This window comes from Pseudarthrobacter sp. YAF2, assembly GCF_052113345.1.
In the GTDB taxonomy this organism is placed as follows: Bacteria; Actinomycetota; Actinomycetes; order Actinomycetales; family Micrococcaceae; genus Arthrobacter.
This window is the reverse complement of record NZ_JBFRDA010000014.1, coordinates 128,960-141,729: the sequence shown is the minus strand read 5'-3', so window position 1 is coordinate 141,729 and position 12,770 is coordinate 128,960. Positions and strand designations below refer to the sequence as shown.

At 67.7% G+C, this 12,770-nt stretch carries 11 protein-coding genes; 8 read left to right on the top strand and 3 right to left on the bottom strand.

Annotated features, from left to right (window positions below; genetic code table 11):
- Nucleotides 1-210: 210 nt before the first annotated feature.
- Entirely contained in the window at nt 211-906 is a 696-nt protein-coding gene (gene nucS / locus AB4Y79_RS15450) for an endonuclease NucS (RefSeq protein WP_026264238.1), read from the bottom strand.
- Between the two features lie 102 nt (nt 907-1,008).
- Here nucS and AB4Y79_RS15445 point away from each other — a divergent pair, with 102 nt between their 5' ends.
- Nucleotides 1,009-1,356 carry an ATP/GTP-binding protein gene (locus AB4Y79_RS15445; protein WP_441863487.1) on the top strand — a complete coding sequence of 116 codons (348 nt, stop codon included), beginning with the start codon at nt 1,009-1,011 and terminating at the stop codon, nt 1,354-1,356.
- A 66-nt stretch (nt 1,357-1,422) separates the two neighbouring features.
- Nucleotides 1,423-2,220: an alpha/beta hydrolase gene (locus AB4Y79_RS15440; protein WP_441863484.1), complete on the top strand. Its 798-nt coding sequence runs from the start codon at nt 1,423-1,425 to the stop codon at nt 2,218-2,220.
- A gap of 35 nt (nt 2,221-2,255) precedes the next feature.
- Here AB4Y79_RS15440 and AB4Y79_RS15435 read toward each other — a convergent pair whose 3' ends face one another.
- Nucleotides 2,256-3,569 (bottom strand): AI-2E family transporter, encoded by a 1,314-nt coding sequence (locus AB4Y79_RS15435; RefSeq protein ID WP_441863481.1) that lies wholly within the window; start codon nt 3,567-3,569, stop codon nt 2,256-2,258.
- 234 nt (nt 3,570-3,803) lie between these two features.
- Between AB4Y79_RS15435 and AB4Y79_RS15430 the strand changes: the two genes are divergently transcribed.
- Genes AB4Y79_RS15430 through AB4Y79_RS15420 form a run of 3 tightly spaced genes read left to right on the top strand, consistent with a single transcriptional unit; the run spans nt 3,804 to nt 7,610 of the window.
- Complete coding sequence (locus tag AB4Y79_RS15430; RefSeq protein ID WP_441863691.1) at nt 3,804-5,456, top strand: hypothetical protein; 1,653 nt, start codon at nt 3,804-3,806, stop codon at nt 5,454-5,456.
- 52 nt (nt 5,457-5,508) lie between these two features.
- Complete coding sequence (locus AB4Y79_RS15425; RefSeq protein WP_441863478.1) at nt 5,509-6,513, top strand: co-chaperone YbbN; 1,005 nt, start codon at nt 5,509-5,511, stop codon at nt 6,511-6,513.
- Entirely contained in the window at nt 6,513-7,610 is a 1,098-nt protein-coding gene (locus AB4Y79_RS15420) for an NADH:flavin oxidoreductase/NADH oxidase (protein WP_441863475.1), read from the top strand. Before AB4Y79_RS15425 ends, AB4Y79_RS15420 begins: the two co-directional genes overlap by 1 nt.
- Before the next feature lie 80 nt (nt 7,611-7,690).
- On the opposite strand, the gene AB4Y79_RS15415 is transcribed toward AB4Y79_RS15420, so the two are convergent.
- Entirely contained in the window at nt 7,691-9,568 is a 1,878-nt protein-coding gene (locus AB4Y79_RS15415) for a Na+/H+ antiporter (protein WP_441863473.1), read from the bottom strand.
- Nucleotides 9,569-9,620: 52 nt separating this feature from the next.
- On the opposite strand from AB4Y79_RS15415, the gene AB4Y79_RS15410 reads away from it, so the two are divergent.
- The 3 genes from AB4Y79_RS15410 to nagB are packed head-to-tail and all read left to right on the top strand — an operon-like array spanning nt 9,621 to nt 12,769.
- The gene (locus AB4Y79_RS15410; protein WP_441863471.1) at nt 9,621-10,415 is read left to right on the top strand and encodes an ABC transporter ATP-binding protein; all 795 of its coding nucleotides are present in this window, start codon (nt 9,621-9,623) and stop codon (nt 10,413-10,415) included.
- Nucleotides 10,397-11,968, top strand: a complete 1,572-nt coding sequence (locus AB4Y79_RS15405) for a transporter (RefSeq protein ID WP_441863469.1) — start codon at nt 10,397-10,399, stop codon at nt 11,966-11,968. Before AB4Y79_RS15410 ends, AB4Y79_RS15405 begins: the two co-directional genes overlap by 19 nt.
- A gap of 21 nt (nt 11,969-11,989) precedes the next feature.
- Complete coding sequence (gene nagB, locus AB4Y79_RS15400; RefSeq protein ID WP_441863466.1) at nt 11,990-12,769, top strand: glucosamine-6-phosphate deaminase; 780 nt, start codon at nt 11,990-11,992, stop codon at nt 12,767-12,769.
- The last annotated feature ends 1 nt before the right edge of the window (nt 12,770 follow it).

Sequence of the window (12,770 nt, the reverse complement as noted above, 5' to 3'; positions counted from 1 at the left end):
GTCCGGCGCTGCAGGAGCTTCGCGCTCGCAACATGTCTTGCGAGCATGAAAAACACCTACACAAAGACTGAGACAAGAATTTCATGCCCATTCCCGCAGGTCAACGGGCTGAACAGCAAATTCCATAAAATTTTGGGTAAAAACCACGTGACAATGAGGCCCAAGGTTTTCACACCATTCATTAGGTGCCCGAAGCAACGGGACATTAGGTCAGAAAAGCCGGGATTCGCTGTCGTCCACGCCGCGCATGGCGTCATAGTCCAGCGTGACGCAGGCAATGCCGCGGTCGTTGGCGAGGACTTTGGCCTGTGGCTTGATCTGCTGGGCCGCAAAAATCCCGCGGACCGGTGCCAGCAGGGGATCGCGGTTGAGCAGTTCCAGGTACCTCGTCAGCTGCTCCACGCCGTCGATATCACCGCGCCGCTTCAGTTCCACGGCCACGGTGGCGCCGTCCGCGTCACGGGCCAGGATGTCCACCGGTCCGATCGCCGTGAAGTACTCGCGCCGGATCAGCGAATATCCCTCGCCCAGCGTCTCTATCTGCTCGGCGAGCAGCCGCTGCAGGTCGGCCTCGACCCCGTCCTTGATCAGCCCGGGGTCCACCCCGAGGTCGTGGGAGGATTCGGTGATCTTCTCGTGGATGTTGATGATGAGCCGGTCATCGGTTTTAGCCGACTGCACGGTCCATTGCTCCACCACGCCAAGTTCCAGGTCCACCTCGTCGGGGGATGAAACCCGGAGCGTGGCCGGCGGGCTCATCCAGTTCAGCGGCTTGTAGGAACCGCCGTCGGAATGCACCAGCACCGAGCCGTCTGCCTTGACCAGCAGGAGCCTGGTGGCGAGGGGAAGGTGGGCTTTGAGCCGGCCAACGTAATCAACGGAGCAATGGGCTATGACAAGTCGCACGCCGTACAGACTATCGCGTGGACCGCAGTGGCCATGCCGACGACGGCCGGCCAGGCCCGTGCGGAGGCGGCAGCGGGCGGGTGGCTGGGGCAGAATGGATGCATGCCGCGTTCGAACCGTCCCCGCCGTCCAGTTTCCGGAAAGGGCTCATCTGGACGGGGAACGGGGCGCAACGGCCAGGAGGTCCCCGAACTCGACCTGGAACGGGCCCGGGCGGGCATCGCACGCCGTGAGAGCGCCCCGGATGGGGAATGGATGGTCCGTACCATGACCGCCAAAAACGCGGAGAAGACCTACATTTGCCCTGAGTGCTCCACCGCCGTCCTGCCCGGCGTTGCGCACCTGGTGGTCTGGAAGGATGACCACCTTTTCGGGGCGGCGGCCGGCCTCGCCGAGCGGCGGCACTGGCACACCAACTGCTGGATGTCCCGCAGCTACCGTTACCGCTGAGCGCGCCGGCGCCGGCCCCGCGCATCCGACCCGTCCGGGAGCCCGGTGGTCGCTAAGCTGGAAATCATGACTTTTGATCCGGCGTCGTTCCAGTTCACCCAGGCCCAGGGGCCCGCTCCCATCCGGGCCTCCACCGTCCTGCCCGCCCGGCGGGAGAACATCGAGTTGCAGACGGAGGACGGCCACACCCTGGTGGGCGAACTTGCCCTTCCCGAGACCGGGCCGGTCAAGGCCACGCTCATTACCCTGCACCCGCTGCCCACGCACGGCGGATTCATGGATTCCCACGTCTACCGCAAGGCCTCCTACCGGCTTCCGGCGCTGGCCGGCATCGCCGTCCTCCGGTTCAACACCCGCGGCACCGCCTCCCCCCGCGGCACCAGCAGCGGCGGCTTCGAGGAAGGTATTGGAGAACGGAACGACGTCGAGGCGGCCGTGCGTTTCGCCGTCGAGCGCGGGTTGCCCAACCGCTGGCTGGTGGGCTGGTCCTTTGGAACGGAACTGGCGCTGATGTACGGGGCTGTTGAGCCGGTGGCCGGCCAGATCGAGGGTGCAGTGCTGCTGTCGCCCCCGCTGCACCGCGCCACCGACAAGCACCTGCAGCAATGGGCGGAATCCGGCAAGCCCCTCACCGTCCTGGTGCCGGAGCACGATGATTTCCTGCAGCCGGCCGAGGCCGCTGAGCGCTTCAGCCTGGTGCCGCAGGCGCACGTCGCGGGCGTGGCCGGCGCCAAGCATCTGTGGGTGGGGGAGAAGTACGCCGCACGGGTCCTGAACGATATCGTCGCCACGGTCACCTCCGGTGGGGCGGCAACACCGCTTCCGCAGGAATGGGACGGCCCGACGGCGGCTGCCGGGGCTTGAGGGCGCGCCGGGTTGATCCCGGCGCCGGGCCCTCCTTAGTGCTGGTCCTGGCGTGCGATGTAGATTTCCCGGAGCAGGAGCAGCACGGCTGCCGCGGTGGGGATCGCGATCAGGGCGCCCAGGACGCCCAGCAGGCTGCCGCCGGCGATGACCGAAATCACCGCCACGGCGCCCGGGACCGCCACTGCCTTCTGCATAATGCGCGGCGAGATGAAGTAGGCCTCGAACTGCAGGTAGGCGAAGTAGCAGATCGCGTAGACCGCGGCCGTCTGCCAGCCCTGGGTGAGGGACACCAGGGTCACCACGATGCCCGCGATCATGCCGCCCACCAGGGGAATGAAGGCGAGCAAAACCACCACGAAGGCCAGGAGCAGGGCGAACGGTACGCCGACAATGGACATCACGATGAACGCGAAGGTTGCGTTGAGCAGGGCCACGCAGGCCTGGCCGATGACATAGTTGCCCACCGACCGGGTGATTTCCTCCGAAAGGGCGGCCACCCGCTTCCGGCGCGACCGCGGGGCCAGGCGGTAGCCCCACTTCTTCATGGCCGGCAGGGCCGCCAGGAAGTACAGGCTCAGGACCAGCACGATGAGGGTACCGAAAAGGCTGTTGGCCAGGGTTGAACCGAACCCGACAACGCCGCCGAAAATTCCGCCCATGGCCGCGGGATCGTTAACGAACTTGTTGAGTTCCTCTGTAATGCGGTCCCTGACGCCGAACTGGTCATCGACGCTGCGGAAGAAATCCGAATCCATGAAGGTGCGCACCCAGTCCGGTGCCTGGCGCACGATCTCTGACACCTGTTCAACGATGGTGGGAATCAGGGTGGCGAAGAATCCGACGACGGCGCCCATCAGGACGGCCACGGACACGAGGATTCCGGCGGGCCGCGGGATCTTCCGGTTCTCGAGCCAGCCCACCACCGGTTCCAGGCCGAGGGCGATGAACAGGGCGGCAACAATCCACAGCAGCAGTTGCGTGGTGTGGGAACCAATCCAGTAGACCAGCAGCGCCAGGCCCACGCCCACCGTTCCCATGAACCCCATGTACAACGGGTGCTGGGGGGACATGCGCGGCCCGGGATGCCCGAACTGCGGCTCGTCCTCGCCGTCGTACTCCGTCTCGGGAGCCTGGCCGCCGTACTCGGGCGGCATTTCGAATCGGAGCCTGGGCTGCGCGCCGGGCAACGGCTGGCGGAGCCTGCGGACCACCTGGCCAAGAGCTGCCGCGGCGGTGCCCCGGCGTCGGGCGGCTGCCATGCCCTGGGGAGCCGGGGCTGGGACAGGCCTGCCCGGAATCCCGGAATTTTCGGCTGCCGGGGAGGACGGGTCCGTCTTGTCAGTCACTGGTTTTTGGGGCCTGTTCCGTGCGTGGCACCGCCTTCGCGGGCCGGTGTGATCATCATCGCAAACACTATCAGCAGGCTTGTCAACAACCGCCGAAGGCGCCGCCGGCGGGCCCGCGGGCTGCCGGGCGGGACGGTGGATTCGGGGCCCGTGGTAACAAAAAGGTTACTATTGAAGGTAAACCCCCGCTGATGATAGGTGTTTCCCTTGCGTTTAAAGACTGCAGCCGCACTTGTGCTGCTCGGCCTCCTGACACTTTTGGCCGGTATCGGCCAGCGAACCATCTGGGCTCCGTCCGAGACGTTCACGGCGTCCGCCCCGGCAGACGCCGCTGCGGCGCCGCTGACTGTCATTGACCAGAAGCTGCGCACACTGCACGGCGGAACCGTCAAGATCTCGGTCCAGGGCGATGGCAACTTCATGCTGGCAACCGGCCGGCCAGATGACGTCAGCGCCTGGGTCGGCCAGACGGCCCACAACACCATCAACGGGGTTTCCGAGGACGGCAAGTCCCTCCAGGTCGAGCACGCCGACGGCGACGCCACCGCGCCCAACCCGGCAGGTTCGGACCTCTGGGTGTCCACCGAGAATGCCAGCGGCGAACTGGAATACAACTGGACCCCGCCTGCTGACGGCGACTGGAGCCTCCTGCTTGCCTCTGACGGCACCAAAGCGGCCCCCGCTTCGGTGTCCATGACCTTCCCGAACGATACGTCCACCCCGTGGGCGGTTCCGCTGATGGTCATCGGCGGATTGCTGGTGGTGGGCGGAATCGTGCTGGGATTGATGTCCGCGCGGACGCAGGACGGCGAAGGCGGCGGCAGCGGCTACGCCCGGCGTGCCCGCGCCCGTTCCCAGGCGCAGTCCTCAACCAAGGCCACCATGGTGGCCGCAGGTGTGGCGGCGGTGGTCCTGGCAGGATCCGGCACCGCGGCCCAGGCCGCCAGCCCCAGCCCGCAGCCTTCAGGCAGTGCGTCGTCACCGGCGGCCAAGGACGGAACCGGCTCTCCGGTTGTGCTTGAAGCCCAATTCCGCAGGATCCTTGAGCAGGTCTCCAGCGCCACCGATGCCGGCGATGCTGCCAAGGATGCGGCGAAGCTTGGCGACCGCGTGGCCGGTCCCGAACTTGAGATCCGGACCCAGAACTACAAGATCCGCTCCCAGGTCGGCTCGTACGAGCCCCGCATGCCTGTCCGCTCCACCAAGCTGCTGACCACGGTGATCACCAGCGGCCGTGACTGGCCGCGGTCGGTGCTGGCCGTGACCCAGGGCGAGGGCAACGTGGTCCCGCAAATCCTGACGCTGGTCCAGAAGTCCCCTCGCGAGAACTACAAGCTGATGGAGACCACCCCCCTGCAGCCGGGCACGACGCTCCCGACCCTCGGCCGCGGCGGTACGCAGACCTTGGCGCCATCTGACAAGTACGGGCTGCTGTACAGCGGTGAGGAAGCCATGTCCGGCCTGGCCGACAGGCTCACCTCCGCGGACTCGCCTTTCAAGGACAAACTGGTGGAGGGCTCGTCCTCTCCGTACATCACTGACACCTTGTCCTATCAGGCAGAGGTGGTGAAGGCCGGCGAGAACGGCAACTTCTCGTTCACCCACAAGGTGGTGCCGGAAAGCACCGTCGTATTCCGTACCTCTGACGGCGGAGCACTCGTCCTTGGCCGGATCAATTTCGGCTTCGAAGGAACCCCCAAGGCTGCCGGGGACAAGCTCAGCATCGGTGACGACGCCGCGGCCCTTGCCGGCGGCAAGGAAACCACCACCGGCATGGTCCTGAGCTTCGCTGAATCCATGGCCGTCTACGTGCCGCCGGCCGGATCGACGGACCCGATGAAGCTCGTGGCTGCCACCCGCGGCCTGGTGGGAGCCAGCTTCAAGTAGGCCCCTGACTGTATTACCACCGGCAGCGGCCGGAGTGGCTAGAGTGGGAAACATGAGTTCGCCAGCTTCCCGCCCAGTCCCTCCCGCCGCTGCCAACCTGCTTAACCTGCGCGGCGCCGTCGACCTTTCCGCACTGAAGCGGCCCGCTGCTCCCGCCGGCCCTGTGGCACCTGCCGGACCGCCGGCGGCCTCGTCGAGCCCTGCGCCGGCGCCCGGCCAGGGGGCACCGGAAGGCGGACCGGAGCTTACGGTCAACGTCACCGAAGCGAACTTCCAGCAACTGGTGGAACTCTCCGCCCAGGTTCCCGTGGTGTTTGCCTTGTGGGCGTCGTATTCCCCGGAGTCCGGCAGGATGCTGGAGACCCTTGAGCGCGTGGTGGCCTCCTTCGGCGGCCGCCTGGTCCTGGGCGCCGCGGACATCGAAGCCTTCCCGCAGCTTGCCCAGGCCTTCCAGGTGCAGGCCGTCCCCACCGCCGTCGCCGTCCTCAAAGGGCAGCCCGTGCCGCTTTTCCAGGGCGCAGCGGACGAACAGCAGGTGCGCAGCCTGTTCGACGAGCTCCTTAAAGTGGCCGCCGCCAACGGGGTGACCGGAAGCCTCGACGGCGGACCGGCCGGCGAACAGGAACCCGCGCCGCTGCCGCCGCTGCACCAGGCCGCTTTCGACGCCATTGAAGCCGGCGACTACGCCGCCGCCGCTGAGGCCTACCGCCAGGCATTGCGGGAAATGCCAGCGGACCACGAGGCGAAGGCCGGGCTGGCGCAGGTGGAACTGATGGGCCGGCTGCAACCGTTGTCCGCCCAGGACAGCGAGGCGCTTCGCGCCCGGGCGGCGAACGAACCGGACAATCTTGACACCCAGCTTGCCGTTGCTGACCTCGATGTGGCCGGGGGCCACGTGGAGGATGCCCTGAACCGCCTGGTGGCGTTCATCGGCAGGAACTTCGGCCCGGAGCGGGAAACAGTGCGCGTCCGGCTCCTGGAACTGTTCGACGTGGTGGGCGCGGCAGACGAGCGCGTGGCCAAGGCGCGCCAGGCGCTCGCACGGGTGCTGTTCTAGTGCCCGCCCTGTTCCAGCCGCTGACGTTGAGGTCGCTGGAGCTGAAGCACCGGGGCTGGGTTTCGCCCATGTGCCAGTACAGCTGCGATCCCGACGACGGTCCGGGGGTTCCAAACGACTGGCACCTGGTCCACCTGGGCGGCTTTGCCACCGGTGGCGCGGCGCTGATCCTCACGGAGGCGGCGGCCGTCAACGCCGAGGGCCGGATCAGCCCCCGCGATGCAGGCTTGTACAACGACGCGCAGGCCGGGGCCTGGCAGCGGATCACCTCCTTCGTCCACCGGAACGGCGCCTCCGATGCCAAAATCGGCGTCCAGCTGGCCCACGCCGGCCGGAAGGCCTCCACGTATTGGCCGTTCTCCGGCAAGCACGGCAGCGTTCCGGAACCTGAGGGCGGCTGGGCGACCCTGGGCCCGTCGGAAACCGCCTTCGAGGGCTACGCGGCCCCTGCCGCCATGACCGTCCACCAAATCCAGGATGTCATTTCCGACTTCGCCGCCGCCGCGGTACGCGCCGTGGACGCCGGCTTTGACACCGTGGAGATCCACGCAGCGCACGGCTATCTCCTGCACCAGTTCCAGAGCCCGCTGATCAACGAGCGCGACGACGAATGGGGCGGTGACGAAGCCGGCCGAAACCGGCTGACAATTGCGGTGGTCGACGCCGTCCGGGCCGTGATTCCCGATTCCATGCCGTTGCTGCTGCGGATCTCGGCCACCGACTGGGCGCCCGGCGGGGTGGACCAGGCGGCTTCGGTCCGCCTGGCCCGTGAAGCCGCCGCTCACGGCGTGGACCTGGTGGATGTTTCCAGCGGCGGGGCAGTGGCGCACCAGCAGATCAAACCGGGGCTTGGCTACCAAACGGGATTTTCTGCGGCCATCAGGCAAGAGGCCGGAGTGGCCACCGGCACGGTGGGACTCCTGACCACCCCGGGCCAGGCGGAGCACGCCATTGCCACCGGACAGGCGGATGGTGTCTTCATCGCCCGGGCGGCCCTCCGGGACCCGCACTGGTGGCTGCGCGCGGCCTTCGAACTCGGCTACGACATCCCCTGGCCGCCCCAGTACGAGCGCGCAGTGCCGCGGCGCTCCTTCTGATGGCCGCCAGAGCCAATGGACAACCGGCAGGGCCACCACGGGCCATCCTCCGTTGACCGCGAGCCCGGGTCCTGCGCAGGTCAGCCCAGCAGGTCATCCACGTAGCACCAACGCCACTGTTCGCCGGGTTCGATGCTACGCATGACCGGGTGCCCGGTTTCCTTGAAGTGGCGGCTGGCGTGCCGCCCCGCGGACGAGTCGCAGCAGCCCACCTGCCCGCACGCCAGGCACATGCGCAGGTGCACCGGTGTTGTCCCCTCCCGTTCGCAGCCTGCGCAGGACGGGTTGCCGGGGACCGGGGACAGCATGGCCGCCGTCAGATGGTCGCAGACGCCGCCTGGCTGGGCCAATCCCTCGCCGCCGCCGGAATCCGTGGCGGAATCGAGCTCGTTGAGGGAAGCGTCCAGCATGGACTCTTCAATATCCAGCCGTTCGAGGACTTCGCTGAGGACTTCATGGGCGAAGTCACCGCCGCGGCGCAGCTCCAGGACCTTGTCCCGTTCCGCTTCAAGCATTGCCATCCGCAGCTGGGCGTAGCGCTGGCTGGGCGTGGCTGACTCCGCCGTCGGCCGGCCCAGGCGTTCCCAGGCTGCCAGGCCCCGCTCCTGCGTCCGCCGCCGCAGCATGTCCATGACCTCCGGGGGATCGCTCTCGCGCCGCAATTGGTCCAGCCGCTCCATCCCCGCGGCGGTGGCGAGCTGCATCAGGGAGGCCTGGTTCAAGGCATCCTCCCGCCTGTCCGGTCCGGGCACGCGCAGGGCCCGGACCAGGGCGGGCAGCGTGAATCCCTGCAGCACCAAGGTACCGGCCACCACTACCATGGCCGCCAGGACCAGGACGTTGCGGTGCTCCAGGCCATCCGGCAGCGTCAGGACGGCGGCCAGGGTGACCACGCCCCGCATGCCTGCCCAGGACACGATGGCGGGAAATTGCCAGGGCGGTGCGGGATCGGTCCGCCGCACGGAAGGGATAAGGCGCGGCAGGTAGGTGGCGGGGAATACCCAGATGGGGCGCAGCACCAGCACGGCCAGCAGGATCACGGCGCAGCCGAGCCACACACGGCCTGCACCCAGCGAATCATCCTGGACGCTGTCGATGATGGTCCGTACCTGCAGGCCGATGAGCAGGAACACAGAGTTCTCCAGCAGGAACTGCACGGTGTCCCAGTTGCTCCGGGCACTTTGCCGCGCCGCGCCGTTGGGCATGGATGGCGCTTTGGTGCCCATGACCAGGCCGGTGACGACGACGGCGAGCACCCCGGACGCGTGGATGGCTTCGGCGGGGAGGAACGCAACGAACGGTGCCATCAGCGACGCCGAGGTGTTGATGGCGACGTTGCTGATCCGCTTCCGGATTTCCGTGAGGAGGTACGCTGCGGCGAGGCCCACCACCAGGCCGCCGCCGGCAGCCAGCACGAAACCCCCCGCCACATCCAGGGCCGAGACGGATCCGGCGATCGCAGCCACGGCCGCGCGCAGGCATACCAGCGCCGTGGCATCGTTGAGTAGGGATTCACCCTCGAGGATGTTGACGATCCGCCGGGGCATGCCCACTTTCCGGGCGATCGCCGTCGCGGCCACGGCATCCGGGGGTGCCACCACTGCGCCCAAGGCAATGGCTGCGGCCAGCGGGATTTCCGGAAACAGCCACCACACCACCAAGCCGACGGCCACGGTGCCGAAGATGACGTATCCCACGGACAACAAGCCAATGGAACGGCGGTTCGAACTGAAGTCGAACAGCGACGTCCGGAACGAGGCCGCGTACAGCAGGGGAGGCAGCAAGCCCACCAGCACCAGTTCGGGATTCAGCTCAACGGGTGGAATGAAAGGCAGGAACGAGGCCGCCACTCCGGCCAGGATCAGCAGCAGCGGCACGGGGATATTGAATCTGCGGCCGATGGCGCTGCCGGCGCACACCACGGCAACGATCACCAGCAGGCCCAACGCGATGTCCATGACGATAGTCTCCCACCCCGCTCAGCGCCGCTCCGCGGGCTAGGCTGGCACCATGACTGCTCCGATCCCAGACCAGGTGTCCAATCCAGGGCCCGTTGCGGCCCTTTCCATCCGCGGGCTGGCCAAGAGGTTCGGCGGAAAAATAGCGGTGGACGGCATCAGCCTGGAAGCTCCGGCAGGCTCATTCTTCGGCATCGTGGGCCCCAACGGCGCGGGCAAGACCACCACACTGTCCATGGCCACGGGCCTGTTGCGCCCTGACTTTGGCACGGCGGTGGTCCATGGCGTGGACGTCTGGCAGCACCCGCTGGAGGCAAAGCGGCTGATGGGGATCCTGCCCGACGGCGTGCGGCTCTTTGACCGGCTCACCGGAGAGCAGCTCATTACCTACGCCGGGTTGCTGCGTGGCATGGACAAGGCAGTGGTGGCTGCGCGGGTGGGGGAGCTGCTCGCCGCAATGGACCTGACCCAGGACGCCGGGACCCTGGTGGTGGATTACTCCGCCGGCATGACCAAGAAAATCGCCCTTGCCTCCGCCATGATCCACGCCCCGCGGGTCCTGGTCCTGGACGAACCCTTCGAAGCCGTGGACCCAATCTCCGCAGCCAATATCCGCTCCATCCTGGACCGGTACGTGGCGTCGGGAGGCACCGTCATGGTGTCCAGCCACGTGATGGACCTGGTGCAGCGCATGTGCGACCACGTTGCCGTGGTGGCCCGCGGCCGGCTCCTGGCAGCTGGGACGGTGGACGAGGTCCGGGCAGGGGCGTCCCTCGAGGACCGGTTCGTGCAACTGGTGGGCGGCCACAGCCACACGGAAGGGCTGGAATGGTTGCGCACCTTCTGAGGCTCAAGCTCACGCTGCTGCGCAACGGACTGCGCCGCAGCCCGTGGCAGCTGGTGGGCATGGCCATCGCGGGGCTCTATGCGCTGGGCGTGGTGGCCACGCTCGTCATCGCCCTCGTCCTGCTCCGAAACGCCGGCATCGGAACCGCCCACACGGCCGTGGTCCTGGGCGGCTCCGCCGCCGTGCTCGGCTGGGGCGTCATACCTGTGGTGGCCTCCGCCACGGACATGACCCTGGATCCGGCCCGCTTCACTACTTATGCAATCCCCATGAAGCAGCTCCTGGCTGGCCTTGCCCTGGGTGGCCTGATCGGCATCCCGGGCCTTGCCACCGCCCTCGTTGCCCTGGCCACCGTGGCCACCTGGTCCCGCGGTGTCCTGTCGGCCTTCGCGGCCCTCGTCGGCGCGTGCCTGGGCGTGATGACGTGCGTCGTGCTGGCCAAGGTTGTCACCACCGCCACGGCGGGCCTCGCCGCGTCCCGGCGGTTCAAGGACATCAGCGCCATCGCCTTCATGGTGCCGCTGGTCCTGCTCGGTCCCATCGTGGCGGGCGTCGGCCGCGGGATTTCTGCCTCCACCGGATTCCTGCCCGATTTCGCCGGGACCCTGTCCTGGACTCCGCTCGGCGCGCCGTGGGCGCTTGGCGGTGACGTCGCTGCCGGCCGCCCGGGTGAGGCTGCCGTGAAGCTGCTGGTGTCGGTGGCGGTCCTTGCCGGCCTGGCCTGGTGCTGGAAGCTCCTGCTGGAGAGGGCGCTCGTCACCCCGCCGTATGCCGGTGCAGGCAAACGGAAAGGCGGCCGCCTTGGGCTGCTCGGCGTGCTTCCGCCCACCCCGGCAGGCGCCGTGATGGCGAGGTCCCTCACCTACTGGCTCCGGGACCCGCGGTACTCGGGTTCCCTTGTGGTGATCCCGCTGCTGCCCGTGATCCTGCTGTTCCAGGGTGCGCAGACAGGACACTACGGGAGCGTGGCGTTCCTTGCCCCGGTGTCGGCTTTTATCCTTGCCTGGTCCATCTCCGCGGACGTGTCCTACGACAACACCGCGTTCGCCCTGCACGTGGCCATCGGGGTCCGCGGCCTGGCGGACAGGCTGGGCCGGTCCCTTGCCTGCCTTGTGTTCGCCCTGCCGGTGGTCTTGGTGTTCGCGGCAGGGGCCGCTGCGCTGAGCCGTGACTGGGCTGTCTTGCCCGGCCAGTTGGGGCTCAGCCTGGGGATCCTCTTCAGCGGCCTGGGCTTGTCCTCGGTGGTATCGGCCCGGTACACGGTTACGGTTCCGCTGCCCGGCGACAGCCCGTTCAAGAAGCCGCCCGGGAACGTCGGGCAGACCCTGGCGGTGCAGTTCGTGGGCATGCTGGTCCTGCTGGTCCTGGTGCTCCCCGAGGCAGCCCTGCTGGTGGCACAAACTGTTACGGGCAGTGCCTTGTTCGGGTGGATCAACCTGGCTGTTGGCATCCTCCTGGGCCTGGGCCTCTTCGCGGCCGGTGTCCGCCTTGGCGGCAAATGGCTCGACGTCGGGGGCCCGGAACTGCTGGCGCAAGTTTCCGTCAACCGCTGACAAACCCCGGGAGGGAAGAGCATGGAAATCGTCATCCTCGGTGGCAGCAGGCAGCTTGGAAAACTCGCGGCCGATGCGATCGAGAAACTGGTCCGGCGCAAACCCGGTGCGGTGCTTGGGCTGGCCACCGGGTCCTCACCGTTGCCGGTCTATGACGAACTCGCTGCCCGGCACCAGCAGGGCCTGGATTTCAGCAGCGCCTCCGGGTTCGCGCTGGATGAGTACGTGGGCCTGCCGGCCGGCCACCCGGAGTCCTACCGCGAGGTGATCCGCCGCGAATTCACCAGCCGGGTGAACATCGCGCCGGACAACGTCCACGGGCCGGATGGAACCGCCCAGGACATTCCGGCGGCCTGCGATGCTTATGAGCACGCCATCGCCGCGGCCGGCGGAGTGGACCTGCAACTGCTGGGGGTGGGAACTGACGGCCATATCGGTTTCAACGAACCGGGCTCGTCCTTCGCCTCACGGACCCGGATCAAGAGCCTGATCGAACAGACACGCCGGGACAACGCCAGGTTCTTCGACAGCCTCGCCGACGTCCCGCACCACGTACTCACCCAGGGCCTGGGCACCATCATGGCCGCACGGCATGTGATCCTCCTCGCCACCGGGGCGCAAAAGGCCAAAGCTGTCCGCGACTTCGTGGAAGGACCGGTGGCGGCCATCTGTCCGGCCTCCATCCTGCAGTTCCATCCGCATGCCACGATCCTGCTGGACGAGGCCGCCGCGTCCGCCCTGAAACTGGCGGATTTCTACCGCCACACCTATGAGAACAAGCCCGGCTGGCAGGGGCTGTAGC

Excerpts from the sequence above, each read along its gene's own strand:
- AB4Y79_RS15445 (WP_441863487.1), top strand. The coding sequence starts at position 1,009 with ATGCCGCGTTCGAACCGTCCCCGCCGTCCAGTTTCCGGAAAGGGCTCA.
- AB4Y79_RS15440 (WP_441863484.1), top strand. The coding sequence starts at position 1,423 with ATGACTTTTGATCCGGCGTCGTTCCAGTTCACCCAGGCCCAGGGGCCC.
- AB4Y79_RS15425 (WP_441863478.1), top strand. The coding sequence starts at position 5,509 with ATGAGTTCGCCAGCTTCCCGCCCAGTCCCTCCCGCCGCTGCCAACCTG.
- AB4Y79_RS15415 (WP_441863473.1), bottom strand. The coding sequence starts at position 9,568 with ATGGACATCGCGTTGGGCCTGCTGGTGATCGTTGCCGTGGTGTGCGCC.
- AB4Y79_RS15410 (WP_441863471.1), top strand. The coding sequence starts at position 9,621 with ATGACTGCTCCGATCCCAGACCAGGTGTCCAATCCAGGGCCCGTTGCG.
- AB4Y79_RS15405 (WP_441863469.1), top strand. The coding sequence starts at position 10,397 with ATGGTTGCGCACCTTCTGAGGCTCAAGCTCACGCTGCTGCGCAACGGA.
- nagB (WP_441863466.1), top strand. The coding sequence starts at position 11,990 with ATGGAAATCGTCATCCTCGGTGGCAGCAGGCAGCTTGGAAAACTCGCG.